This window comes from Zobellia laminariae, from assembly GCF_030553095.1.
Taxonomy (GTDB): domain Bacteria; phylum Bacteroidota; class Bacteroidia; order Flavobacteriales; family Flavobacteriaceae; genus Zobellia; species Zobellia laminariae.
Genome location: NZ_CP130738.1, coordinates 636,753 through 661,476, shown reverse-complemented (window position 1 = coordinate 661,476; position 24,724 = coordinate 636,753). Strand labels below are relative to the sequence as shown.

General features: G+C 36.3%; 20 protein-coding genes and 5 pseudogenes. 8 read left to right on the top strand and 17 right to left on the bottom strand.

Annotated elements, in window-relative coordinates; translation table 11 throughout:
- Nucleotides 1-43 precede the first annotated feature (43 nt).
- Together ftsH and rsfS are read right to left on the bottom strand one after the other, a co-directional pair.
- A pseudogene (gene ftsH / locus Q5W13_RS03275) lies at nt 44-2,049 on the bottom strand (ATP-dependent zinc metalloprotease FtsH).
- 9 nt (nt 2,050-2,058) lie between these two features.
- Entirely contained in the window at nt 2,059-2,442 is a 384-nt protein-coding gene (gene rsfS, locus Q5W13_RS03270) for a ribosome silencing factor (RefSeq protein WP_155597550.1), read from the bottom strand.
- A 93-nt stretch (nt 2,443-2,535) separates the two neighbouring features.
- Between rsfS and Q5W13_RS03265 the strand changes: the two genes are divergently transcribed.
- Complete coding sequence (locus Q5W13_RS03265; protein ID WP_304445361.1) at nt 2,536-3,267, top strand: biotin--[acetyl-CoA-carboxylase] ligase; 732 nt, start codon at nt 2,536-2,538, stop codon at nt 3,265-3,267.
- Here Q5W13_RS03265 and Q5W13_RS03260 read toward each other — a convergent pair whose 3' ends face one another.
- On the bottom strand, nt 3,268-3,660 hold the full coding sequence (locus Q5W13_RS03260) for an SRPBCC family protein (RefSeq protein WP_304445360.1): 393 nt from the start codon (nt 3,658-3,660) through the stop codon (nt 3,268-3,270). It abuts the gene before it with no gap.
- A 7-nt stretch (nt 3,661-3,667) separates the two neighbouring features.
- Entirely contained in the window at nt 3,668-4,309 is a 642-nt protein-coding gene (pyrE, locus tag Q5W13_RS03255) for an orotate phosphoribosyltransferase (protein WP_155597547.1), read from the bottom strand.
- Between the two features lie 7 nt (nt 4,310-4,316).
- On the opposite strand from pyrE, the gene Q5W13_RS03250 reads away from it, so the two are divergent.
- Nucleotides 4,317-4,904 (top strand): NUDIX hydrolase, encoded by a 588-nt coding sequence (locus Q5W13_RS03250; protein WP_155597546.1) that lies wholly within the window; start codon nt 4,317-4,319, stop codon nt 4,902-4,904.
- A 2-nt stretch (nt 4,905-4,906) separates the two neighbouring features.
- Here the strand turns inward: Q5W13_RS03250 and Q5W13_RS03245 are convergent, their stop codons facing one another.
- The 5 genes and pseudogenes from Q5W13_RS03245 to Q5W13_RS03225 all read right to left on the bottom strand — a co-directional run bounded on the left by Q5W13_RS03245 (nt 4,907) and on the right by Q5W13_RS03225 (nt 10,648).
- Nucleotides 4,907-6,682 (bottom strand): M14 family metallopeptidase, encoded by a 1,776-nt coding sequence (locus tag Q5W13_RS03245; protein ID WP_304445359.1) that lies wholly within the window; start codon nt 6,680-6,682, stop codon nt 4,907-4,909.
- A 34-nt stretch (nt 6,683-6,716) separates the two neighbouring features.
- On the bottom strand, nt 6,717-7,121 hold the full coding sequence (locus Q5W13_RS03240) for a response regulator (RefSeq protein ID WP_155597545.1): 405 nt from the start codon (nt 7,119-7,121) through the stop codon (nt 6,717-6,719).
- Nucleotides 7,108-8,961 carry a PAS domain-containing sensor histidine kinase gene (locus tag Q5W13_RS03235; protein ID WP_304445358.1) on the bottom strand — a complete coding sequence of 618 codons (1,854 nt, stop codon included), beginning with the start codon at nt 8,959-8,961 and terminating at the stop codon, nt 7,108-7,110. The genes Q5W13_RS03240 and Q5W13_RS03235 overlap by 14 nt, the downstream gene beginning before the upstream one ends.
- A 204-nt stretch (nt 8,962-9,165) precedes the next feature.
- A pseudogene (coaD, locus tag Q5W13_RS03230) lies at nt 9,166-9,563 on the bottom strand (pantetheine-phosphate adenylyltransferase).
- Nucleotides 9,564-9,664: 101 nt separating this feature from the next.
- Nucleotides 9,665-10,648: pseudogene (locus Q5W13_RS03225) on the bottom strand (D-alanine--D-alanine ligase).
- 94 nt (nt 10,649-10,742) lie between these two features.
- Here Q5W13_RS03225 and Q5W13_RS03220 point away from each other — a divergent pair.
- From Q5W13_RS03220 to yaaA, 3 genes are all read left to right on the top strand, one after another.
- On the top strand, nt 10,743-11,330 hold the full coding sequence (locus Q5W13_RS03220) for a PASTA domain-containing protein (protein WP_304445357.1): 588 nt from the start codon (nt 10,743-10,745) through the stop codon (nt 11,328-11,330).
- Nucleotides 11,331-11,333: 3 nt separating this feature from the next.
- Entirely contained in the window at nt 11,334-12,359 is a 1,026-nt protein-coding gene (locus tag Q5W13_RS03215) for an RluA family pseudouridine synthase (RefSeq protein WP_304445356.1), read from the top strand.
- Nucleotides 12,360-12,466: 107 nt separating this feature from the next.
- On the top strand, nt 12,467-13,228 hold the full coding sequence (gene yaaA / locus Q5W13_RS03210; RefSeq protein WP_155597539.1) for a peroxide stress protein YaaA: 762 nt from the start codon (nt 12,467-12,469) through the stop codon (nt 13,226-13,228).
- On the opposite strand, the gene Q5W13_RS03205 is transcribed toward yaaA, so the two are convergent.
- Nucleotides 13,229-13,357: a 30S ribosomal protein THX gene (locus Q5W13_RS03205; RefSeq protein WP_155597538.1), complete on the bottom strand. Its 129-nt coding sequence runs from the start codon at nt 13,355-13,357 to the stop codon at nt 13,229-13,231. It abuts the gene before it with no gap.
- Between the two features lie 193 nt (nt 13,358-13,550).
- Here Q5W13_RS03205 and Q5W13_RS03200 point away from each other — a divergent pair.
- The 3 genes and pseudogenes from Q5W13_RS03200 to Q5W13_RS03190 all read left to right on the top strand — a co-directional run bounded on the left by Q5W13_RS03200 (nt 13,551) and on the right by Q5W13_RS03190 (nt 20,635).
- Nucleotides 13,551-17,002 (top strand): annotated as a pseudogene (locus Q5W13_RS03200) (pyruvate carboxylase).
- 16 nt (nt 17,003-17,018) lie between these two features.
- A complete protein-coding gene (locus tag Q5W13_RS03195) occupies nt 17,019-17,684 on the top strand; it encodes a uracil-DNA glycosylase family protein (protein ID WP_304445355.1) in 666 nt (221 codons plus the stop codon).
- A 405-nt stretch (nt 17,685-18,089) separates the two neighbouring features.
- Nucleotides 18,090-20,635, top strand: a pseudogene (locus Q5W13_RS03190) (phosphoenolpyruvate carboxylase).
- A 59-nt stretch (nt 20,636-20,694) separates the two neighbouring features.
- On the opposite strand, the gene Q5W13_RS03185 reads toward Q5W13_RS03190, so the two are convergent.
- The 7 genes from Q5W13_RS03185 to Q5W13_RS03155 all read right to left on the bottom strand — a co-directional run bounded on the left by Q5W13_RS03185 (nt 20,695) and on the right by Q5W13_RS03155 (nt 24,664).
- The gene (locus tag Q5W13_RS03185; RefSeq protein ID WP_304445354.1) at nt 20,695-21,063 is read right to left on the bottom strand and encodes a hypothetical protein; all 369 of its coding nucleotides are present in this window, start codon (nt 21,061-21,063) and stop codon (nt 20,695-20,697) included.
- Between the two features lie 192 nt (nt 21,064-21,255).
- Nucleotides 21,256-21,435: a hypothetical protein gene (locus Q5W13_RS03180; protein ID WP_304445353.1), complete on the bottom strand. Its 180-nt coding sequence runs from the start codon at nt 21,433-21,435 to the stop codon at nt 21,256-21,258.
- Complete coding sequence (locus Q5W13_RS03175; protein WP_304445352.1) at nt 21,419-21,661, bottom strand: peptidase associated/transthyretin-like domain-containing protein; 243 nt, start codon at nt 21,659-21,661, stop codon at nt 21,419-21,421. The genes Q5W13_RS03180 and Q5W13_RS03175 overlap by 17 nt, the downstream gene beginning before the upstream one ends.
- Nucleotides 21,662-21,708: 47 nt before the next feature.
- Nucleotides 21,709-21,936 (bottom strand): hypothetical protein, encoded by a 228-nt coding sequence (locus Q5W13_RS03170; RefSeq protein ID WP_304445351.1) that lies wholly within the window; start codon nt 21,934-21,936, stop codon nt 21,709-21,711.
- Nucleotides 21,937-21,960: 24 nt separating this feature from the next.
- A complete protein-coding gene (gene trpA / locus Q5W13_RS03165; RefSeq protein WP_304445350.1) occupies nt 21,961-22,725 on the bottom strand; it encodes a tryptophan synthase subunit alpha in 765 nt (254 codons plus the stop codon).
- A 90-nt stretch (nt 22,726-22,815) separates the two neighbouring features.
- Nucleotides 22,816-24,000, bottom strand: a complete 1,185-nt coding sequence (gene trpB / locus Q5W13_RS03160; protein ID WP_304445349.1) for a tryptophan synthase subunit beta — start codon at nt 23,998-24,000, stop codon at nt 22,816-22,818.
- A gap of 37 nt (nt 24,001-24,037) precedes the next feature.
- Complete coding sequence (locus tag Q5W13_RS03155; protein WP_446051968.1) at nt 24,038-24,664, bottom strand: phosphoribosylanthranilate isomerase; 627 nt, start codon at nt 24,662-24,664, stop codon at nt 24,038-24,040.
- Nucleotides 24,665-24,724: the final 60 nt, after the last annotated feature.

Here is a 24,724-nt window from a genome sequence, read left to right as displayed (position 1 = left end):
TCAATGCGTGTTCTCCTCTAGTTAAAGAAAACGCTAAATATTCTTATTTATTTTCCTCATCTTCTTCTGCTACAATATCCTCGGCGGACGATTTGTTGGCAGAAAGTTTTTCTTGTCCTTTTTTATCGAATGTTTCACCGAAATCTCTTTTGCCGAAAATCTTCTCTAAGTCTTCTTTAAAGATAACTTCTTTTTCTAGCAATCTTTCAGCAAGAATAGTAAGCTTGTCTTTATTATCGGTCAATACTTGAATAGCTCTTTGGTACTGCTCTTCAATAATTTTAGAAATCTCTTTGTCAATTTTTCTGGCAGTATCCTCACTGTAAGGTTTAGAGAAGCCGTATGAATCTTGTCCTGAAGAATCATAAAAGGTGACATTACCAATCTCCTCATTAAGACCATAGATGGTTACCATTGCTCTAGCTTGTTTGGTTACTTTTTCCAAATCGCTTAAAGCTCCAGTAGAAATCTTGTTGAAAATAACTTTTTCAGCAGCTCTACCACCCATCGTGGCACACATTTCATCTAGCATTTGCTCTGGACGAACAATAAGACGCTCTTCTGGTAAATACCATGCAGCACCTAAGGATTGCCCTCTTGGTACAATAGTTACTTTAACTAACGGAGCAGCATGCTCAAGCATCCAGCTTGTAGTAGCATGACCAGCTTCATGGTAAGCAATAGTTTCCTTTTCGCCAGGTGTTATTATTTTGTTCTTTTTCTCTAATCCACCAACTATTCTGTCAACGGCATCTAAGAAATCTTGTTTAGAAACAGCCTTTTTCTCTTTTCGGGCAGCAATCAATGCAGCTTCATTACATACATTGGCAATGTCCGCACCAGAGAAACCATAGGTGTTTGTCTCGCTAAAAATTCTGTGTCTAAAGCTTCAGCAGTTTTAATAGGTCTTAGGTGAACTTCAAAAATTTCTTCACGCTCCCTAATATCCGGTAAATCTACATATATCTGTCTGTCAAAACGTCCCGCACGCATTAATGCTTTATCCAATACATCTGCACGGTTGGTAGCAGCTAATACAATAACATTAGTGTTTGTTCCAAAACCGTCCATCTCAGTAAGTAACTGGTTGAGCGTATTTTCGCGTTCATCATTAGAACCGGTAAAGTTATTTTTACCACGTGCACGGCCAATAGCATCTATCTCATCAATAAATATAATGGCAGGTGATTTGTCTTTAGCTTGTTTGAAAAGGTCACGTACTCTTGAGGCACCAACACCAACAAACATTTCTACGAAATCAGAACCAGACAGAGAGAAGAAAGGTACTTTAGCTTCTCCTGCTACAGCTTTGGCTAAAAGGGTCTTACCTGTTCCCGGAGGGCCTACAAGGAGGGCTCCTTTAGGTATCTTTCCACCAAGAGAAGTATACTTGTCCGGATTTCTAAGAAATTCAACAATTTCTTCAACTTCTTCTTTTGCTCCTTCTAGACCGGCAACATCTTTAAAGGATGTTCTGGTGTCTGTCTTTTCGTCAAAAAGCTTTGCTTTAGATTTTCCAATGTTAAAAAGTTGACCACCAGCACCGCCGCCGCCGCCGCCAGACATTCTACGCATCAAATAAATCCATATACCAATTATTAAAATAAAAGGTAATATGCCTAAAAGAAGGTCCATTAGATAGTTGTTGTCTGTATCGTAATCGACAATAGTATCTAGGTTATTTTCTTTTTTTATGTTCTTGATTTCATTCTCAAAGTTCTGTAAATCACCATAATCCAACACGTACTGAGGTACAACACCTGTTGAAGGAAGTAATGGCTTTTCCGCTACATCTTTATGAACATCCTTTGCCATGGCTTCGTCTGTAAGGAAGACTTTTGCCTGACGCGTATTGGTAATGATCATAATTTCTTTGACATCACCATTTCTAAGGTATTCTTGCAACTCTGAAGTTGTTGTCTTTTTGGTACTGGCTAAGTTGCCACTACCTATAAATTGAAAACCAATTAAAAGTATTGCGATCAATCCATAAATCCACCATGAGCTGAACTTCGGTTTCTTTGTATTCGTGTTGTTATCTTTAGCCATTATTTTTTTTTACTGATTCAAACTGCTACTACTTTCTATCTTGGTTACTTTAGCGTCTCCCCAAAGGCCCTCAATATCATAATACTCCCGAATATGTTTCTGGAAAACATGTACAACAACGTTTACGTAGTCCATTAGTACCCATTCCGCATTGTCTTCGCCTTCTACATGCCAAGGTTTATCTTGGATTGCTTTACTAACGATTTTACGAACTGATCCTACTATGGCGTTTACGTGTGTGTTTGAAGTACCGTTACTAATTATAAAGTAGTCACAAACTGTGTTTTCTATATCTCTAAGATCAAGTAAATAAATATCATGACCCTTAACTTCTTCTATTCCCTGTAATATCAATGCAATTAGTTCATCTGCACTGGCTTTGCTTTTTTGCATTCAAAAATTTTAGTTTGTACAAAGTTATTATTTTTTTGTTCTTTTAGACCTAGTTTTTTATAATAGATACAATATATTCTAAATAAGCCTAGCATGAACATAATCAAACTTGATGCCACGGACTCTACAAACGCATATTTAAAGCGTTTGTTGTCTGATGGTTTAGGGGCTGATTTTACAGTAATTACCGCAAAAAAACAGCTGAAAGGTAAAGGTCAGATGGGCGCTAAATGGGAGTCTGATTCTGGTAAAAACCTTACGTTTAGTGTGTTGAGGCAGGGTTTGGGTTTAAGTGTTGCTAATTATTTTGTTTTAAATATTTGTGTTTCGTTGGCCGTTTATAAAACCTTAAAGGCGCACCAAGTACCGGATTTAAGTGTAAAGTGGCCCAACGACATTCTGTCAGGTACTTCAAAAATTTGTGGTATTCTTATTGAAAATATTCTTTCTGGAAATTTAATAAATACCGCTATTATAGGAATTGGGCTTAATGTAAACCAAACCTTCTTTGGTGAACTGGAAAATGCGTCGTCTTTAAAACTGATATTGGGGAGCAATTTTGACTTAGATGAGTTGCTACATGAAATTGTAGAAAACCTAAAATCAATCTTTTTAGAATCAACTACGGATAGCACGGAAAATCTCTGGAAAGCTTACGAGGATGTTCTCTTTAGAAAAGATAAACCCTCAACTTTCGAGAATAAACAAAATGAATTGTTTATGGGCTTTATTCGTGGAGTTTCCCCAACAGGGAAACTTCAAATAATGCTTGAGGACAATGTGCTAAAAGAATTTGATATTAAAGAGGTTAAATTGCTCTATTAATTAAATCTTCGTTAAGTTATCGGATAAAGTGCCCATAAAATTTGTTATGGGATGCTTAATCATCATAGCCATCATAGCGTTAAACTTACCTTCAAAACTTAAAGATACCTTACTTTCTGTATCGCTTACGGCAATAATATCTGCAGTTAACGTGAATGGTAATTTATCGCTTGCTGCACCTAAAATAATTTGACTGTTAGGAGTCTGGGTTTGGCGTTCCAATACAATTTGAGGCATGCCTTTTAGTGCAAAAAGAAATCGATCTTCGTTTATTACTTCGAACTTATCGATATTATCCGGCATCAATTTTTCAAAATTCTTCAGGTCAGTCAAGAAATCATAGACTTCTTTATCTCCTTTTGGAATATCTTTTCGAGGTGTTTCTATGTGCATAGTAAAATTATTGTTGCCATTTAGATGGATTTTTTCTCCATTCTAATAAGGTATTTAACTGATCTTCTTTAATAAATTTAGTGTCTGAAGCTTGCTCAATTAGATGTTCATAGTCGCTTAGTGTGTTTAAAGAAACATTTTTTTCTTCAAAATTACTTTGCGCAACATCAAAACCGTAAGTAAAAATGGCTAACATGCCCTTAACATTGGCGCCAGCCTCCGTTAAAGCGTCTACAGCGTTCAAACTACTTTTTCCAGTACTAATTAAATCTTCAATAACTACTACTGTTTGATTGGGTTCTAATTGTCCCTCAATCTGGTTTTTTCTTCCGTGAGATTTTGGCTCAGGTCTTACGTAAATGAACGGAAGTCCTAAGAAATCTGCAACTAAAGCCCCAATTCCTATAGCGCCAGTGGCTACTCCGGCAATAATATCCGGTTTGCCATAAAGTGCTTCTACCTGCTTTGCCATTTCTTCTCTAACGAAGTTTCTAATGACAGGATAGGAGAGTATTATTCTATTATCACAATAGATTGGAGATTTCCATCCGGAAGCCCATGAGAAAGGATTTTCCGGTTTCAACTTAATTGCATTAATTTGCAATAGAAGTTCGGCCGTTTTCTTGGCGGTATTTTTGTCTAAAACCATGACGCAAATGTATAAAGTTTTTGTGAACGAATTGCCTTTGATCCTAACAAATAAACTCTCGGAAACCGGAGGTGGTGAATATTTTTTGCTAAACGAAGCTTCTATTCAAGAAGCTATAAAGGCGTTGAGGAAGAAAAAATTGACCGAAGCTTACATATATCACCCTAATCATGAGGATATTCTTAAGAAGTTTACTCATAAAATTCCACTAGTAGTTGCAGCGGGCGGAGTGGTTACAAATGACTTGGGAGAGGTGCTATTTATCTATAGAAATGATAAATGGGATTTGCCAAAGGGAAAATTGGATAAAGGTGAGTCTATAGAAGCTTGCGCCATAAGAGAAGTTATGGAAGAAACAGGTGTAAAAGATTTACGGATAGAGAACTTCCTTAGAATTACCTATCATATATTCAGCAATAATGGGGTATATACACTAAAAGAGGTACATTGGTATGCAATGAGAACTAGTTTCATGGGGAAACTTAAGCCAGAAAAGAAGGAAGGAATAATTAAAGCAAAGTGGAAAGGTCCAAAAAAAATCCAAGAAGCGCTTTTAAATTCTTACAACAACATTAAAATTCTTTTTGGGGCATAACCTTAATCTTTCATAATTCTGTACACCGGATATTGTAAATGGGCCGCTTCATAATGGTCAGATTGTTTGTAAAGCCAATCTAGTTGCGCATACCAATTAGTGTTAAATGTTGAGTCGTTGGCTTTCTTTGAAAGAAAACTGTCTCTCAATAGTTGATTTTCTTCTAGTAATTTTGCTGCTTCATCTTCAAATACGTACGGAGAGAAACCTTCTTTTTGTTGTAAAACCGAATCGAAAAAATTCCAATTAAAGAAAGAATCTTTTGTTTCTGGCTCAAGGGTTTCTAAAATATACCTAATACCTTCTTGTTCGGTAGGAATTATGATATCTCCTTGTTGAAACTTTAGTTTTTTAGTGGACTTTGTTATCTCGGTATCATAGTGTGGGTAATGGCCCTCGTATGGGTAGTCTAAGGTCTTGTAGCTGGCTATTTTATACGATTGTACAGTGAGTATGGTATCTTTCTTTAAAGTGTTGTAGTCTATTTTGTTAAGTTCTAATAACGAAAGAGCTTTACGCCATCCCTTTTTTAAAATGTAAGCTTCGGGAATTATCACGGAATCAACAGCTTTGTAAAAATTTTGATAGGCTACTTTTTTGGTAAAGGGCTTGGTTCTGTCATATTTTAGTCTTGATAGTCCAGTGACTTCACTGGTAAGTGTGTCTCCTTCATATCCCTTAAAATCTAAAATTGTAGTTTTTGTAGTATCTACCTGCCATTTGGTAGGGTAGTGGGTCCAATCTTTATGTCTGTGTTTTGCTTCTGCTCTAAGTTGTTTTATTTGTTTAAAATCTGTCTCTGCTAAATCAATCATTTTGGTCATTAGAGTATAAGTGCCGTCTACTCTTTGTTTGTAAGGTTTAAGCATGTGAGTTTCTACCATCATGCCAAACGTATTCCATAGTGTGGTATAACCTGTAGAGTATCTAGGGTAATCCATAAATTGAGAAAACCCTTTTTCCGGTACTTGGTTAAAAACATTTACATAGGGAGTAATATCCCATTCCGCGTCCTGCAATGATTTTTCTAAGGAAGGCATCATCTTATTGTTAACGTATTTGCCCAATTCGCCACCTAATTTGTCGTGTTGGGTAAAGAGGTGTGTCAGCGTGTATTGGTAATCCGCTCCATTGCTTACATGGTTATCTATAAAAATATCAGGTTTAACCATATGGAATATTTCAAAAAATGTTTGCGCATTTTTTGTGTCTGCCTTAATAAAGTCTCTATTGAGGTCGTAGTTAAGTGTATTGCCGCGAAAACCGTATGATTTAGGTCCGTTTTGATTTGCTCTGGTTGTGCTGTTCCTGTTCAGTGCCCCACCAACATTGTAGATGGGTATGGTAACTAACACGGTATTTTTTGGGGCATTTAATTTACCAGTGGCAAAATCTCTATACAGGATCATTGTTGCGTCAATGCCATCACTCTCATAAGGGTGTATGCCGTTATTAATGAAAAGGATGGTTTTCTTGTCGCTTATTTTTTGAAAGTTGAAGTCCCCGTCAGGGTTGTAGGTAATTATATGTAGTGGGTGCCCACTATCTGTATCACCAATAGTTTGCATGTTTATTTCAGGAAACTCCTTGGCTAAATGAATATAAAAATCTATTGTTTCTAGATATGTGGCAGTTTCATTGCCATCACTAAGTTCAAAATGAGTTTTATGATCTGCTGTCTTGTCTTGCTGTTCTGTTTCGCATGAAAAACAAACCAGTACGACTACCAAAAGAATGGTAAATAAGAAGGGGTTGATACTCGTAGATATTCGTCGCATATATCAAAAATAAGCAAAAACAGGTAAGCTTATACTATGCAATTTTGGTAATCTCGGCAACGTGTTCTTTACGGATGGGTTTGTTGTTGAAGGTAATGGTATGGGCAGTTTTTTTCTTAAAATCCTCCCAGTTTTGCAAATCTAGGGTGTCAATAGAAGAGGTAATTATGTTTACTCTTACCTTATCTGTTAGGTTTAGGGTTATAAATTCATCTAAGAATTGCCACCCGTCCATAATGGGCATATTGATGTCCAAGAAAATTACCTGAGGCGTTTTTTTATTTTCCTCAATTCTCTTTTTAATTCCTTCTATTGCAAACTTTCCATTGCGGTATACCGTAATGTCATTACAATCAACAACAAGACTCAACATCTTTTGAATGCCAAAAACCGTAATAGGGTCATCGTCAATAATGCAAATGCTTTCAATTTTGTTCATTAAAATATATTTTGAAGGTAGTACCTACGCCTACCTCACTAGCAACTGTCACTTTGCCGTTCATTGCCTCTATTTGGTTTTTGGTAATGTAAAGACCAATGCCTCTGGAGTCACTGTGATCGTGAAAGGTCTTGTACATTCCAAATAATTTGTCGCCGTATTTTTTAAGATCAATACCTAAGCCGTTATCTTCAATAGATAGAACTATAAATCCGTTTTCGCTTATTGCACTCAACGTAATCAATGGTGGTCTATCTGGGTCTTTATATTTTACAGCATTTGTAATGAAGTTCATTAGGATACTGTCTATATATGAAGGAATAACTTTTATGGCCGTATGTTCAGATATCGCATTTATTATTTTAGCATTATTGTTGACTAAAAACTCTTTTAGATTTCGTTTTACGGAAACTATGCGCTGATTTAATCGAATAGGTTTTCGTTCAAGATTGATGTTCGTATTGATTGCCACTACCTCGTTCAGATTTTCTAATGTCTCCAATAAATTATCCGATGCATGTGTAAGCATTTTTACAATGTGGGTCTTCTCTTCTTCGTTTTTTTCGTTCGTAAGAAAATCCAATAACATGGAGAAGTTAGCGGTATGTGAACGCAGGTTGTGAGAAACAATGTGAGCAAAGTTTACCAGTTTCCTGTTTTGTTGTGAAGTAACGTTAATAAGGTCACGTAATTCTTGTTCTTTTTGCTTGATGTCCGAGATATCCATACTGATGCCTACCAGACCCTGAGCTTTGCCATTATTCCCTAACAAAGGTATTTTTGAAGTAAGGAAAGTAGCTATTCTACCATCTTTTGTTTCGTTTATGGTCTCTCTACTCAATATAGGAATAAGAGTTTCCATTACCTGTAGGTCCTCAGCTCTAGAAAGTGATGCAACGTCCTCATTGAAAAGCTCAAAATCACTTTTCCCTAATAATTTATCGGCACTGTCAACACCCATATAGTCACATTCTGATTTGTTAACCAGAATTTTTCTTGATTCAGTATCTTTAATAAATACGTTTAATGGCAAATTGTCAATAAGCGTACGGAGCAAGAGTTCATTTTCTTTGGTCTTTGTTTCTGATTGTACCTCTTTTTCAATATTTTGTAAAGTTCCTTTAACGCCCACTATTTTGCCATCTAAATAGGTTGGCATACCGGCTATCTGAACCCAAATTTCTTTTCCTTTGGAGGTTCTAAACTGTAATTTTTCGTTCCATTTGGTACCCTTGCTCATGGTTTCATGAACTAACATAGATACGGTATTTCTGCTATATCCATCTTTATAGGAAGAAATGGCAGCATCAAAGGTAAATTCGTAATCTTGGTCAACATCATATATTTTGCGAATCACATCGCAACACACAAGTTTGTCATTTAAAATATCGTAATCCCAAACTCCAATCTGACTAATCTCGCACATAGCGTCCAAAAGCGATTGAAGTCTATCTCCTTCTTCGTTTTTAAGTTTTTTTTCGGTAATATCTTCAAAGTGAATAATAAGGCCAATGGTTTCGCCAGTATCATTTTGCCATGCTGTACATGCCCATTTATACCATTTTGAACCGGCAGCACTTTTTAGCGTGTAATTTAGATTGGCATCATGAGACTCATCCGTAAGGTAATTGTAAAGTTTTTTCTCCCAATTGTTGCTAAGGGTTGTAAAAAGTTCATTAATTGGTTTGCCAAAAGTATTTTTAGCATCAAAAGAAAAGTCACTCATAAACTTGTCGGACGCATAAATAACCTCGAACTTTTTGTTCGTGAAAACAGTGGCCGTTGGCAGCTGTTTTACAAGAGGGTTATTTCGTATGGTTTTGGTTCCGTTCAAGGTCATGTGGTAATTTCTTACTAAACTAGGTGCATTTGGTGTGATAATTAAACCTTTGTTGTGAATAGTATCAAACTCGTTGTGTTGCTAGGATAATAGGATGTTTGGCTTAGTTAAAAAACCATTTGTGTTGTATTTACTTACAAAATACAAATAAATTATAACAATACCATCCCTTGAAATATCATATTCGGAAATAAATTTAAAAATTTAGGATATACGGACAGTATCAGGCACAAGACTGGTATAGTCGCCACCATTACGAATTACATCTCTAACAATAGAAGAACTGATGTAAGATTTTCCTGAACTTGTAAGTAAAAAACCGTTTCTATCTCAGATAATTTTCTGTTTGTATGCGCAATAGCTTTTTCAAATTCAAAATCTCCGGGGTTTCGTAAGCCTCTTAAAATAAAATCGGCATCTACTTTCTTACAGAAATCTACTGTAAGACCCTCGTATGTAAGAACTTTAATTTTAGGTTCATCTTTAAAAGCGGTTACAATAAATTTCATACGCTCCTCTAGTGAGAACATATATTTTTTATCGGCATTTACACCAATGGCTATTATAATCTCATCAAAAAGAGTGATGCCTCTTTGAATTATATCAGAATGACCTAAGGTAAGTGGGTCAAAGGAACCTGAATATAGCGCGTCTCATATGTTCTACAGAAATTTTGGAGCTGGTTTTGCCCGTTCTTATAAAGTTATCCTTTTTTTCTTAAAGCTTCATCTACGGCACTGGTAAACAATTCTTCAAGAGTAATACCGGCCTTTTCTGCCTGCTGTGGCAAAATACTTTCAGTAGTGAGACCAGGAGTGGTGTTCATCTCTAACATGTAGGGTTCGTCTCCAATGAAAATAAACTCGCTTCTGGAATAGCCTTTCATTTTTAATACCTCGTATGCACGTTTGGCAAGTTCTTCAACCTTTTCTTGCTGTATTTTTGAAATACGAGCTGGAGTAATTTCTTGAGATTTTCCTTCGTACTTTGCCTCGTAATCAAAAAAGTCGTTTTCTGTTACTATCTCCGTAATAGGTAAAACTTTCGTTTTGCCTTTATAGGTTATAACACCAACGGAAACTTCCGTACCGTCTAGAAAAGATTCAATGATAATTTCATCATCTTCTTTGTAGGCATTTTCTATGGCACTCTTTAGACTCTCCTTTTCATGAACTTTAGAAATACCAAAACTGCTTCCGGCCTTATTTGCTTTTACAAAACAGGGTAAACCTACTTTTTCGATTATCGCCTCTTCATCTATTTTATCACCTAAGTTTAAATAATAGGATGGCGCAGCGTTAATTCCGTAAGGTTTTAAAACACTTAAAAGGTCTCTTTTGTTAAAAGTAAGTGCAGATTGGTAATAGTCGCAAGAAGTTTGTGGCATACCCAGCAGTTCAAAATAAGCTTGCATAAGTCCGTCTTCTCCTTATGTGCCATGAATTGCGTTAAAAACACAATCAAAACTGAGGGTTTCGTTTCCTAGGTTTACGGTAAAGTCATTCTTATTTATGGAGTGCTCTTTTTCATTCTCATCAACATAGACCCATCTATCCTTAAAAATATGGATAGGGTAAGTATTGAACCTTTCCTTATTAATGTAGGTATGCACCACATTTCCACTTTTTAGCGAAATTTTATATTCACTACTGTAACCACCCATAATAATGGCAATATTTTTCTTCATACGACCGTTTAAAATTTACTCAATAAAACGAAACCGAAATTAAACAAAAAAAGCAACACGAGTTCACTATATTTGTTGCGTTAAAAGGAACCCGATGCGTAATTTTTTCAATTTTTTAAAAAGTAAGGTATTTTTTATTCAAATAGGTCTAGCCATATTGGTTTTGATACTCTTTGTTTTTTTTACGTTACGTTGGTTAAGTTCAACCACAAACCATGGTGAATTTGTTGAAGTACCTGACTTTGGTAAAATGTCCGTACCGGATATGCGTAAAGCTGCAGAGGAGGCAAAATTAAGATATGAGGTCTTGGATTCTGCTAATTTCAATCCAGATTATCCAAGATTCTCTATTATAGAGCAAACACCTCCCGCAGGTAATAAGGTAAAAGAAAATCGTAAAATATACTTTACTGTAAATCCATCTGGTTATAAAAAGGTTTCTGTACCTAATATAATACAGGTTACACAACGTAATGCAGAATCTATGCTTCGCGCCGTTGGTTTAGATGTACAACGTGTTACATATATAGACCAATTGGGTAAAGACATGGTATACTATATAAAGTATAAAGGAAAACAGATTAAGCCTTATGATAAACTACCTAAAACTTCAAAAGTGGAATTGGTTTGTGGCAACGGTTCTATAACCGAGAAAGCAAGGGTTCAAGCAGATTCAGAATAATACATGCAAACACCAGAAAATCAAGAACCAAACGATGATGACCTTTTTGAGCATCACCGTGTCATAGCCTCTAAGGGGCAAGAGCCGTTAAGAGTAGATAAATTCTTAATGAACTTTATTGAATACGCTACCCGAAATAAAATTCAACAATCTGCTAAAAACGGACATATTTGGGTTAATGGGACTATCGTAAAACAAAATTATAAGGTAAAACCAAATGATGAGGTAAAGGTGTTATTTGAACATCCGCCTCATGAGTTCCTTTTAATTCCAGAGGATATTCCTATAGATGTTGTCTATGAAGATGATGTTCTTTTGGTGGTTAATAAACCTGCAGGTATGGTAGTGCACACTGGTCATGGAAATTATTCTGGGACACTTATAAATGCACTTTTACACCATGTTAAAGATTTACCTTCAAATAGTAATGAACGCCCTGGTCTTGTACATCGTATAGATAAGGATACTTCAGGACTTTTGGTTGTTGCCAAAACGGAAGCCGCCATGACACATTTGGCGAAACAATTCTTTGATAAAACTTCTGAAAGGGAATATGTTGCCTTGGTATGGGGTAATGTTCAAGATGATGAGGGTACTATAGAAGGAAATGTTGCAAGAAACCCTAAGAACCGTCTTCAGATGCATGTTTTTCCTGATGGAGATGAAGGCAAAGAAGCGGTAACTCACTATTCCGTAATAGAAAGGTTAGGTTATGTTACCTTGGTGTCGTGTAAGTTAGAAACAGGTCGTACGCATCAGATAAGGGTGCATATGAAATATATTGGCCATACGCTTTTTAACGATGAGCGCTATGGAGGTGATAAAATTTTAAAAGGAACCACATTTACTAAATACAAACAGTTTGTAGATAACGCTTTTAAAATTTTACCACGTCAGGCATTACATGCTAAAACGCTAGGTTTTGTGCATCCCGTAACTGGAGAAACTATGAGATTTGATTCTGAGATTCCGCAAGACATGGTAGAGTGTATTGAAAAATGGAGACATTACTCAAATCACAGCAGTTAACTTATAAATAACATTGATACCCGTATCAATAACTCTTTTCTTTAGCCATAGGTCAAGTTGATAATCATCAGTATTTTTACCTTAAGTTTTTGAAAATGGACACTAGTATGAAAATTGTTATCTCACCTGCAAAATCATTAGATTTTGATAAAGATTATCCCAGATTTAGGGAAACACAGCCTCAATTTTTAGATGAAGCTTTAAAACTGAACAAAGTTTTAGCCAAGAAAAACCCGAAAGACCTATCCGCACTGATGGGCATTTCAGATAAATTGGCACAGCTTAATTATGAAAGGAATCAAAGTTTTGAGGTGCCTTTTACATTGAAGAATGCGCGTCCTGCTATTTATGCTTTCAACGGGGATGTTTACCAAGGTTTAGATGCTTATAGCATGCCTGCTCGCAATGTAGAGAAGCTACAAGAAAAACTACGTATTCTTTCTGGCCTCTATGGTATTTTACGCCCTTTAGATTTAATGCAACCCTATCGTTTGGAAATGGGTACGCAGTTAAAAGTAGGTAGAAAGAAAAACCTCTACGAATTTTGGAAAAAGACTTTAACTGATGAATTAAATTCAGAACTGAAAGATGATGAACTTTTTATCAACTTAGCGAGCAACGAATATTTTAGTGCAATAGATAAAAAGGAATTAAAAGTTCCTGTAATAAGTCCTGTTTTTAAAGACTGGAAGAATGACAAGCTAAAGATTATCAGTTTCTATGCTAAAAAAGCACGAGGTTCCATGGTTCGTTACATTATTGATAAAGATGTAAACACGCTAGATGAACTTAAGGGGTTCAATTATGACGAGTATGAATTTAGTGAAGCACACACCGTCAAAGAAAACGAACCCGTTTTCATTAGATAATTATTTCTTTTTTTTAATATCAATTTTTTCTTCCACGGTAGGGCGTCTCTTGATTTTTCTTGGTCGCCTTGCCCCAAAAGAGCGATTTGCAATTTTACCTCTTCTCGTTTTTATATCTCCTCGTCCCATATCTTTCTATTCTTTGTTTTAATATACAGTTTTAGATTTACATCTTCAAATGAAGTGTCTAGAAACCACTTTATTTGTCTGAGAAACTTCACAATTTTCATTTAATTAATAGGCTTTTGATATTGCTATAGTAAGTCAAAAAAGTTAAGTTTGTTTGAATCGGTTTTTAAATACGAATTTAAACAACGCAGAAATGAAAATAGAGAAGGTTTTAGTAGCGAATAGAGGAGAGATTGCTATACGTATTTTCAGGGCCTGTGTTGAAATTGGAGTTCGTACAGTTGGTATTTATACCTATGAAGACCGGTATTCTTTACACCGCTATAAAGCTGATGAATCCTACCAAATTGGAGAGGACAACGAACCGCTAAAACCATATTTAGACATTGACGCCATTATAAAGGTGGCCAAAGAGAACAATGTAGATGCCATTCACCCGGGTTACGGATTTTTATCTGAAAATGCCCGGTTCGCTCAAAAATGTGAGGATAACGGTATTGTTTTCGTTGGACCTAAAGTATCAGTTTTAAAAGCTTTAGGCGATAAGATTACAGCTAAAGAAGTGGCGGTAGCGAATAATATTCCTGTTATTCAAAGTAGTGATAAAGATTTAAAAGATGTAAAAACAGCCATTACAGAAGCCAAAAGAATTGGTTACCCTTTAATGTTGAAAGCAGCTTCTGGTGGTGGTGGTCGCGGAATGCGGGTTATTAGAACACAAGAAGAATTAGAAAAAGGTTTTCCAGAAGCTAAAAGAGAATCATTGAACGCCTTTGGCGATGATACGGTTTTCTTGGAAAAGTTTGTTGAGAATCCAAAGCATATAGAAGTACAAATTGTTGCTGATACGCATGGTAATATAGTACACCTTTTTGAGCGGGATTGTTCGGTGCAAAGAAGGTATCAGAAAGTTATAGAATTCGCTCCTTCCATAGGGCTTCCTCAAGAAACAAAAGATAGTCTGTATAAATATGCAATAGATATTTGTAAGGCGGTTAATTACAATAATATTGGTACCGTAGAATTTCTGGTAGATGATGATGGTAGTATCTATTTTATTGAAGTTAACCCTCGTATACAGGTAGAGCATACGGTTACAGAAATGATAACCAATATAGATTTGGTAAAGGCACAGCTGTTCATCGCCGGTGGATATAAACTGTCTGATACCCAAATTAAAATACCTAATCAAGAATCTGTTCAGGTAAATGGTATTGCACTGCAGTGTAGAATCACAACAGAAGACCCGTCTAATGACTTTAAGCCAGATTATGGCGTAGTAACTACGTATAGAAGTGCTTCTGGTTTTGGTATTCGTTTAGATGCAGGAAGTATCTATCAAGGTGTGGTTATTTCTCCTTTTTTCGATTCAATGTTGGTAAAGGTTTCTGCGCGTAGCCGAACGTTAGATGGTTGTTGTAGAAAGATGAGACGTGCCTTGGCGGAGTTCCGTATTCGCGGTGTGAATACGAACATGGCTTTTCTTGATAATATTCTAAAACATGATACTTTCCGTGAAGGAAAAGTAACGGTTAATTTCATTAAAAATGAACCTAAACTTTTTGAGTTTGTAGAGCCTAGAAATAGAGCTAATAAGCTTATTACATTTATAGGGGAAACTATTGTAAACGGAAACTCTGACGTTAAAAATTACGACCCTAACCGTAAATTCACAAAACCGAAAGTTCCTTCGTTTTTAAAAACGGACAGCTATCCTAAGGGAACAAAAGATTTGTTGACCGAGATGGGGCCGGAGAAGTTCTCCCAATGGTTAAAAGCGGAGAAAAAAGTACACTTTACGGATACCACCATGCGTGACGCCCACCAAAGTTTATTGGCGACCCGTATGCGAACGGTAGATATGATGAAAGTAGCCGAAGGTTACGCTAAAAATCATCCTGAGATATTTTCTATGGAGGTATGGGGCGGTGCCACTTTTGATGTTTGCTTGCGGTTTTTACACGAAAACCCTTGGGAGCGTTTAGCTCTTCTTCGAAAAGCAATGCCAAATGTACTGTTGCAAATGCTTATTCGTGGTTCAAATGGAGTAGGGTATACTGCTTACCCAGATAACCTGATCGAAAAGTTTGTAGAGGAATCTTGGAATACTGGAGTAGATGTCTTTAGAATTTTTGATTCATTAAACTGGATGAAATCCCTTGCGCCATGTATTGAACATGTGCGAAAGCGAACGGGAGGTCTAGCAGAAGGTTCCATCTGTTATACAGGTGATATTTTAGACCCTTCCAAAACAAAATACGACTTAAAATATTACATACAGCTGGCTAAGGATATAGAGAATGCCGGAGCCCATATTCTTGGTGTAAAAGATATGGCTGGACTTTTGAAACCAAATGCCGCTTTTGAGCTAATTTCGGCATTAAAGTCAGAAATAAATATTCCTATTCATTTGCATACGCATGATACGTCTTCCGTGCAAACGGCTACTTATTTAAAAGCTATTGAAGCTGGAGTAGATGTTGTAGATGTGGCTTTAGGAGGTCTTTCTGGGCTTACCTCGCAACCTAATTTTAATTCGGTTGTAGAGATGTTGCGTTTTAATGAGCGAGAGAATAAAATGAATACCGATAAGTTAGCTGAGTATTCTGATTACTGGGAAGGTGTAAGAAATTACTATTACACTTTTGAATCTGGATTGAAGTCAGGTACGGGAGATGTGTATCACCATGAAATTATGGTGGACAATATTCCAATTTAAAAGGTCAAGCTATTGCTTTGGGTCTTGAAACCAAGTTTACGGATGTGACCAAAATGTATGCTGAGGTTAACCAGATGTTTGGTGATATTGTAAAAGTTACGCCTAGTTCCAAGGTAGTAGGCGATATGGCTCAATATATGGTTAGTAATAACCTTACTGTAGCAGACGTGATGGAAAGAGGTCAGGATATTTCCTTTCCAGAATCTGTAAAAAGCTTTTTCAGGGGAGACCTTGGACAGCCTGTTGGTGGATTTCCTAAAAAATTACAGAAGATTGTTTTAAAGGATGAAAAACCATATACCAATAGACCTAATGCTCATCTAGAACCAATTGATTTTGATAAGGAGTTCAAAGCTTTCAAAAGAAAGTTCAATAAAGGAATGGGTAGACCACTTGAAATGACTGATTTACTTTCGTACCAATTATACCCAAAGGTGTTTACGGATGCATATAACAACCATGTAAAATATGGCAACGTGGTGAACATACCTACCAAAAATTTCTTTTATGGTATGGATGTGGGCGAAGAAATTATGGTGGAGCTTGAAGGCGGTAAGAACGTTCTAATTTCTTTAATGCTTAAGGGGGAACCTGATGAAGCTGGAAACGTTAGTATTTTCTTTAAAATTAATGGACAGCTTAGAAACGTTTTAATAAAGGATACGTCGGTAAAAGTAGAAAAGCAAGAAAACGTGAAGGCAGATTCTGCTGATCCAAAACAAGTTGGAGCACCGTTGCAAGGTTTATTATCTAATGTACTGGTTAAAACAGGACAGGAAGTCAAAAGAAATCAACCTTTGTTTGTAATCGAGGCCATGAAAATGGAAACTACGGTAACCGCCACAGAAGAAGGTATTGTTGCAAAAGTTCAATTGAAAGGTGGCTCTTTGGTTAATTCAGATGATTTGGTGCTGACCCTTAAATAGGTATACTTTTGTATCTATGTTCTCACACACGCATCCTTATGAGCCTTTTATTTTTGAGCAAGCAGAAAAACTGATTGTTGGCACATTGCCACCACCTAGATTTACGACTGGCGATTTAAAGGTAAATGATGTAGATTTTTGCTACGGTAGTAAAAATGGTATGCTTTGGCCTATACTTGATCGTATTTTTGAGCTGGGTTTAGTATATGAAAATACCCATTTAGCCATAGAGCAACGTAAGAACTTCTTGCTCTCAAATAAAATTGGGGTTTGTGATATTGTTCAGGCAGCGGAGCGGGATAAAGTGGATGCTTCAGATTTGGGAATGCAAAATGTACAGTTAAGAGATTTAGTTCATTACTTAGAACTTTATCCGAACCTGAAAACTATCCTTTTCATGGGCGGTAACAGTAAAAATGGGCCGGAATACTTTTTTAGAAGACTCTTGAAGCCTTTAGATTTGAAGATGAAAACTATTTCTGATCAAGTACCTCGCATATATGAACTACAACTTCCTAAGTCCAAACGGAAAATACGTACCGTTTCTCTAACGGCGCCATCAGGTGCGGCAAATAGGGCAGTGGGTAGTTTGGATTCTTATAAACAGATGAAGGCTGCAGATGCCAATTTCAATACATTGGATTTTCGGGTTATGCAGTACCGTGATTTTTTCGCTCGATAATCGAGATTAAATGCTTCGAGGCTTACCTCAAAATCAAAGTGTATTCCTTTTGATGCCTCGTGGGCTTGCCCCGAAGTAGTTTACTTTCTAAGATATCTATCTTATTCCTCTTCAAAAAATACCAATCAAATTGTCATAAACTAAAAAGAGTCTCATCGGTTACGACAAGACTCTTTTACGAGAACACTATATGAAAATGAAAAATTTTGATTCGGTATTAATTACATGGTAAATGTACTGCCTTGTTCCGCTTCTGGGTAATTATTGTTGTCAAGGTTGTTGTTTTTGTGGTGTAGCACTGTATTTTTGTTATAAGAAGTATTGGAGTGGTAATAGTCGTGGATTATTACCGATATTTACGAATCGAAATCGATATATAATTGTCTTAAAATTTTAATATAGCCTATGGCGCATTCAGAAAGATTGGTTGAGTTTAAAAAATCGGTCAACAATAAGTTTAATGTTTATAATAGCCTGTTCTTAAATTTGCCGTATCGCGATATTGAGAATGTGGGTATGCTTATTCCTTTATTGTTGGATCAATGCCAAAAAGGCTTGAGTTCAGGTCTTAATCCTCAAGAAATTCTGGAAGGTTTTTTTGCGAATTATGTGGAAATAAAATCAGAGAAAGACCAAATCGATTTTATGTTCAAAATCATTCAATATGTTGAAAGACAAGTGGTCTTGTACGATAGTGTTGAAGATGCAGCTTTTCCTAAATTGCAAGAGCACACAAAATCACTATCTATAAAAGATTATTTTCAACTAGTAGATAAAAATAAAAGTTGGGACAAGGTATCTAAAAAGCTATCAACATTTAGTGCTCGTTTGGTGCTTACAGCACACCCTACGCAGTTTTATACACCTGCGGTGTTAGATATTATTGAAAAATTACGTTCTCTTATATTGGAGGATAAGATAGATGATATTGATGTTGTTTTACAGCAATTAGGTCTTACTTCTTTAATCAATTCTAAAAAACCAACTCCTTTAGATGAGGCAAAGAATATTATTTATTTCTTACGCCATGTCTATTACAATGCAGTAGGTGATTTATACGCTTATATCAAAGAGAATATAAACAAAGCCGATTTTGAGAATCATAACATTATGAAACTAGGCTTTTGGCCTTATGGAGACCGTGACGGTAACCCATTTGTAACTGCAGATATCACTAAAGATGTTGCAGACGAACTTCGCGTTACCTTAATGAAGTGTTACTACAATGATTTAAAAATCATTCAGGAAAAGTTGACCTTCAAAGATGTACAAGAACCGTTACAAAAGCTTAGAAGTAACTTGTATGCGGCTATGTTCGATTCTAAGAAAACAGTAGGATATGATGATATTTTACAACCACTTCTTGATACAAAGGAGTTATTGATTAACAAATATCATAGCCTTTACCTAAAGGAGTTGGAGAATTTTATTGATAAGGTAAAGATATTCAAGATTCACTTTGCTACGCTAGATGTAAGACAAGATCATAGCAAGCACTTATTGGCTGTAGAGACTATTTTGAAAAAGAATAAGTTGATTAAGGAAGATATCAATGAGCTTTCGCAAGACGAATTGATTGATATTCTGATCAATAAAGATATTACGATTAATGCTAGTGATTATTCAGAGGATATTATTAAGGATACCATAAACAACATTCAGCAATTAAAAGGTATTCAGGATTCTAATGGCGAAGATGGTTGTAATCGTTATATCATAAGTAACTCTGAGGATATATTTTCTGTATTGTTTGTTTTTGGATTGTTTAGATGGTGTGGTTGGAAGAAGGAAGAGATCAGTTTTGATATTGTGCCTTTGTTCGAAACTATGATTGGTATGGACGGTGCTGAGAATACTATGCAGACACTTTTTGATTTACCAGAATACAATGCGCATTTAGAAAGAAGAAATAAGAAGCAGACTATTATGCTTGGTTTTTCTGATGGAACCAAGGATGGTGGTTATTTAAAAGCCAACTGGGCTATTTTCAAGACTAAGGAAACACTGTCTAAAGTCTGTGACAAAAATGGATTCAACGCTATCTTCTTTGACGGACGTGGTGGCCCACCGGCACGTGGTGGTGGTAAAACACATCGTTTTTATGCTGCACAGACTAAGACTGTTGCCAATCATGAAATTCAGTTGACCATACAAGGCCAAACTATTACAAGTACATATGGTACCAAGGAACAATTTATTCACAACAGTGAGCAATTATTGACTGCGGGACTTTCAAATAACCTTTTTGGTAAAGAGAATGTGATTTCTAAAGAGCATAGAAAACTAATAGAACAACTTTCTGAGTTGAGCTTTGGTAAGTATGATGCCCTTAAGCAGCATGATAAGTTTATGCCGTACCTAGAGAACCGAAGTACTTTAAAATACTATCAAAAAGCAAATATTGGCAGTAGACCATAAAAAAGGGGTAATAAGAAAAAATTAGAGCTTTCTGATTTAAGAGCAATATCTTTTGTAGGTTCTTGGAGTCAGTTGAAACAAAATGTTCCTATTACTTTGGGTTGGGGACAGCTATTCAAACTATTAAGGATGAAGGCAGACTGTCAGAGCTTAAAAAACTGTATAAAGAAGTTCCTTTCTTTAAAGCTTTAATGAGCAATAGTATGATGTCTCTTTCTAAATGTTATTTTGAGCTTACGAGCTATATGCAGAAGGATGAAGAGTATGGCGCTTTTTGGAATATTCTTCATGAAGAATATCTATTATCTAAGAAAATGTTACTTCTGATTTCTGGAAGTAAAATTTTGATGGAAAATGAGGCTATTTCTCGTGAGTCTATCAGAATACGTGAAAACATTGTTCTTCCGTTATTGGTGATTCAGCAGTTTGCTTTACAGAAAATAGGACAAGATAAAGGGTTTAAGGACGAGTATGAAAAAATCGTTACTCGCTCGCTCTATGGTAATATTAACGCCAGTAGAAACTCAGCATAAAAATGAAGCCCTTACTTTTAAAAAGTAAGGGCTTTTTGTTTTAGTGTAAATTTATTTTCTTAATCCTCATAAACTTTAAACTCAGCACCCATACCGTAGTTGCGATGTCCGGTTTGAAGTAGTTTTGAGTTTGGATTATAATTGCGGTCAAAAACTTGCCATTTTTTATCGTTGAAGAAAATGCGCCGTACAAAAGTGCGTTGCGTGGCTTCGCCTTTTACGAAAGGCAATAGCGGACGGAAGGAGGTGGATATTTTCTGAATACCTCGGGCCGTTTTTATTTCTCTGTATTTTTTTGTCTCAACTAGTTTTCCATCGGTATTGGCATATCCTAACACTTGGATAGAAACAAAAATGCCAGACTCGGGTATGAAAATAGATTTGGATAGTAAATCCAGCTCAAAAACCTTATCGGCTTTTTCATCCATGGCAAAGACTACATTCTCGTAGGGTATGCCTGCTCCTGAGTCCCATTATTATTTTCATAGAATTGCACTCTAAAAATAGTAGCGAATTTTCCTTTCCCCTTAGACTTGTATTCCGATTCTGCATTAACAGGGAGATATAGTTTAGAAATTTGCGATACGTTATCTTCATATCTATTAAACAGTACGGCCACTTCACTCTCCACCGTTGGTAGAACAAGCAAAAATATCTTTATGGGTTTCTGCCTTTTGTTTTCTAAACTTAAATTTTCCTTGTTTTGGGGCGGAAACTATGACTTCTCCAAGTTGTGAAACTTCTGGGTCTAGAGAAACAATGTTGGTAGCTGCATTAATCTCATCAGCTATAGTTATCATTTTTTCTATATCCTAGTGCAGAAATATAAAGTGTATCTATATCTGGATATTTCTTTTTAGAAAAAATGAAAAGGCCTTCTTCATCAGCAAAAGTACCTAGCCCATCGCCAAATGATATTGTGGCAAAAGAAATGGGAGAACTGTCTTTGGTGTCTATGATTTTAATCTCTTGCGCATTGACATAGCAGGCGGCGAGAAAGAAAAGAACTAGTATGTATCGTTTCATGGCGTTAACAATTTTGTACAGAGAAATTCCCAATAAGGGCGTGTACTTTATTGAGAACGGGATTTACTGATTTTCAGTATTAAAAGCCGAAGTAATAAGAAAAAAGGAAACCCATAAAAAACCACATCAAACCAATCTTTGAATTGCATATTGACTGCACCACCCATTATCCATTTTACTTTACCCCAAATATGAGGTTCAGGAAAAAAGGGGGCTAGGCCAATAGTAAGGCATAGCAGTATTACAATCTTCCAGTTGTTAATAAGGTCTTTCATTAACACGTATTTAATTAAAGCCTATTATCTAATAGTTTTTGTAAACGCAGAAATTCCGTCTACGCCATGAGCATTTAAATGTTTGATAAAGGCAGATCCTATGATAGCACCCTTTGCCGATTTTGTTGCTTGCTCAAAAGTCTCGGAGTTGCTTATGCCAAAACCAACTATTTGAGGATTATCCAATTTCATGTCAGCAATTCGTTGAAAATAGGTTTGCTGTTCGTCACCAAAACCAGACTGGGCTCCTGTAACACTTGCTGAGCTTACCATATAGATAAATCCGTTTGAAACCGAATCTATAAAACGAATACGTTCGTCAGAAGTCTGCGGTGTAATCAAGAATACGTTAATGAGTCCGTATTTTTCGAACATCTCTTGATATTCTTCATGATAAACATCTACCGGTAAATCGGGTATAATAAGTCCGTCTATACCAATTTCTTGGCACTTTTTGCAAAACGCTTCAACACCATATTGAAACATAGGATTAAAATATCCCATGATAATAAGTGGAATGGAAACCGATTTCCGAATATCTTTCAATTGATTGAAAAGAATTTCGGTAGTCATACCATTTTTAAGCGCTGCTGTAGAGCTTTTTTGAATAGTTGGGCCATCTGCCAGTGGATCACTGAACGGAAGGCCAATTTCAATCATATCTACTCCGTTTTTCTCTAACTGTTGAATAATTTCTACAGTGTCAGCCAATTTTGGGTATCCTGCCGTAAAATAGATAGAAAGCAATTTTCCATCTTCTTTCAGTTTTGTGTTGATTCTATTTGCCATAGTTTCAAATCAGTTTTCCTTTTTTAGTAGGATGGAGTAAGTTAGTTACGAACATGTATTATCATGTTCCTGAAACCTTCCCCATATATTTTATAGATTAAAGTATTCAATATAATTGTTGAGGTCTTTATCACCACGACCAGATAGGTTGATGACCACAATGTCTTCAGGCTTGAATTTTCGGCACTCAAGAATTGCAAGTGCATGCGAAGATTCTATAGCAGGAATAATACCTTCCATTTTAGATAAGAGTAAACCTGCATTCATGGCATCATCATCTGTAATAGATATAAATTCGCCTCTACCAGAAGTAAATAAATTGGCATGCATAGGACCAACACCATGATAATCCAATCCTGCAGAAATAGAATACGGCTCTGTAATTTGTCCGTCACCCGTCTGCATTAATAAGGTTTTGCTACCGTGAATGATACCCACTTTTCCTAATGCAGATGTTGCTGCACTTTCGCCAGTATCTATCCCTTTTCCGGCAGCTTCAACAGCTATAATACCAACATCTGGATTGTCTAAATAGTGGTAATATGCACCTGCGGCATTACTTCCACCACCCACACACGCTACTACATAGTCAGGATTTTCACGACCTTCTTTTTCTTTTAATTGCCATTTAATTTCTTCGGAAATAACCGATTGAAACCGCGCTACCATATCAGGATAAGGATGTGGCCCAACAACACTACCAATAATATAATGTGTATCTACGGGGTTATTAATCCAATCGCGAATAGCTTCATTTGTGGCATCTTTTAAGGTTCTACTACCAGAAAGAGCCGGTCTAACTTCTGCGCCTAACATTTTCATGCGGGCTACGTTAGGAGCTTGTCTGGCAATATCTATCTCACCCATGTATACAATACATTCAATACCCATAAGTGCACAAACGGTTGCCGTAGCTACCCCGTGTTGGCCAGCACCCGTTTCGGCTATAATTCTGTTTTTGCCTAATTTCTTGGCCATAAGAATCTGCCCTATGGTGTTATTCACCTTGTGAGCTCCGGTATGACAAAGGTCTTCCCGTTTTAGGTATATTTTTGTATTGTATTTTTTTGAGAGTCTATCAGCAAAGTAGAGTGGAGTAGGGCGGCCTACATAATCTTTTAGCAATTGGTCAAACTCTTCTTTAAAAGAAGGTTCTTGCATAATGCGAATATAGTTTTGCCTAAGCTCTTCTGTGTTTGGGTAGAGCATTTCAGGAATAAAAGCACCCCCAAACTCTCCATAATATCCTTTTTCGTCCGCTTGATACGTTTTCATATTCATTCGTATTAGGTAAATGGCATCAACAGATAAACTATTGTTTCAAGCCAACTTCTTTTTTAAACTCTTTTAGTTTCTCAGCATCTTTTAGCCCAGGCTCTATTTCAAACTTACTGTTCACATCAATGGCATGACAGTATTTGGCTTCCGGTCTTTTCATGAACTCCTTTAAGGAACTAACTTCATTCAAACCAATTCCGCCACTTAGAAAATAGGGTTTGGTAGACGGGTAATCCTTTAAAACTCCCCAATCAAAAGCATAACCGTTTCCGCCGGGTAATTCTCCTTTGGTGTCAAAAAGATAGAAATCACATACGGATTCATAAGGTTTTAAAACATCAAAATTAAAATCATTTTTGATGGAGAATACTTTAATGATTTCTACTTGCTTCGCTTTTTGCTTAAGCTCAGCACAATATTCAGGGCTTTCGTAGCCATGCAGTTGTACTAGTAAAAGCTCATAATCTTGAATACGGGCAATGACGGTTTCAATACTGGCATTTACAAACACACCAACTTTCTTGATGGTATGTGGGATGGGTTTCATTGGACCCGAAAAGTGCCTTTTTGATTTGTCCCAAAAAATAAATCCCAGGTAATCAGGTTTTAGGCCGGCAATTTCTGCCGTATTTTTTTTCATGCCACAGACCTTCAATTTAATCGGAGCATTTTCTATGGTAGAAGGCCCTTCTTTTTTAGTCGTGTATTGATAGTCCATTTT